The organism is Streptomyces sp. NPDC053076 (genome assembly GCF_044546845.1).
GTDB lineage: Bacteria > Actinomycetota > Actinomycetes > Streptomycetales > Streptomycetaceae > Streptomyces.
This window is the reverse complement of the sequence record NZ_JBITZL010000029.1, coordinates 1-1,356: the sequence shown is the minus strand read 5'-3', so window position 1 is coordinate 1,356 and position 1,356 is coordinate 1. Positions and strand designations below refer to the sequence as shown.

General features: G+C 70.5%; 1 protein-coding gene and 1 pseudogene. Both read right to left on the bottom strand.

Annotation, left to right across the window (positions count from 1 at the left end):
- Positions 1 to 268: 268 nt before the first annotated feature.
- On the bottom strand, positions 269 to 826 hold the full coding sequence (tpg, locus tag ACIGYR_RS39050; protein WP_399608853.1) for a telomere-protecting terminal protein Tpg: 558 nt from the start codon (positions 824 to 826) through the stop codon (positions 269 to 271).
- Between the two features lie 20 nt (positions 827 to 846).
- Positions 847 to 1,356: pseudogene (locus ACIGYR_RS39045) on the bottom strand (transcriptional regulator); the annotation flags it as partial.

The window sequence follows — 1,356 nt, the reverse complement described above, 5'->3', positions numbered from 1 at the left end:
AGCCGGGCCAGCTCGTCGGCGGTGTGAGTGCTGGTGCCGTACAGATGGTGGTCGGTCATGGAGAACAGGCCCTAGCTTGGCGAACGGCTGCGCTGCGCGCTCCGCCCGTGGCGGACGGCCGGCCGAAGGGACGACAGTCGGGGGAGTTGCGGCTGTCGCCGACATCCGCACCGTGCGGCTCTGACGCCCGGGCCGTGGGGGACCGCCTCATCCTCATCACCGACGTCACTGCCGCTCACCGTCCGGCGCGTCGCGGTGCCGGCCCGGGCTACAGCTCGAATTCCAGGTCGATCAGGTCGGTGAGTTCGACTTCGAGGCCGTGGGCGCGGTGGCCGTTGTCGCGGAAGTAGACCTCGCCCAGGGCCTCGGCGGCGATCTGGCGGAGCTGGTCCTCGGCGGCGCCTGTCTCCTGGGCCGTGAAGAGGCGGGCGGCGTGGTGGGGCGGCAGGGCGAGGGTGAGGTGGCGTACGCGGGCGTCGTCGGTGCTGCCCGGGGCGGCGGTGTAGCCGAACCGGGCCTGCACATCGATCATGATGCCGCCGGTGGTGGCCGCTGCCTGCCGGGCCTTGGCCCGGATCTGCGGCTGCCAACGCACTCGGACCTCACGCTCGAGGCGGTCGGCGAGCTCCGGGCGGGGTATTTTGATCTGGTTCCTCACATAGCGTTCGACGGTGCGCTGGCTGATGCCGAGCAGGTCGGCCACGCGCCGGGTGCTGCGCTGGTGCTGGCGGACCAGGTAGCGCATCTGTGCTCCGGCGGTTTTCGGGATGGGGCGCGTGAAAGCTCCCTGGACCGCCTTGTCGAGTTCTTCGCCGATCGTGACCATCGACCCCTGCCACCTTGCTTCTACTCTCCGGTGTCCTTGGTGGTGACCTCGCCGGTCTTGATGTAGCGGGCGAGGTTGGCGAGGTGACCGTCACCAGCGAGCTGCTCAAGGATGTTGGCGCCCCACAGCACGCTCTGGGTGCCTTCGTGCTTGACCATGCCGGGGGAGACGCCGAGCCGGAAGCTGCCGGGCACGGTCTTGCCGTCGGTATCGTAGGGCAGGACGTCGAGCGGGCTGGGGCCGTCGGCGGCGTAGACGGCGCAGTCCGAGAGGACCGCGACGGGGTACTGCCCGGTGGCCGCGGCCAGGTGCAGCATCTTGCGGTGCATGTTGATCCGGGCCCGGGAGATGACCGCGGCGCGGATGTCGGGCCGCCAGGTCGGCCGGGCGAGGGCGGGCCAGGGCTGTCCCGGCTTCCAGCCGCCGCCGCGCGCCTTCTCCCGCAGCTTGCCGATGCCGCCCTTGACGGTCATCTTGACGGCGTCCACGACGATTGCCAGCTCCGGATCACGGCTCTTGTAGCCGTCCAT

Coding starts and splice junctions, on each gene's coding strand:
- tpg (WP_399608853.1), bottom strand. CDS start 826: ATGGTCACGATCGGCGAAGAACTCGACAAGGCGGTCCAGGGAGCTTTC.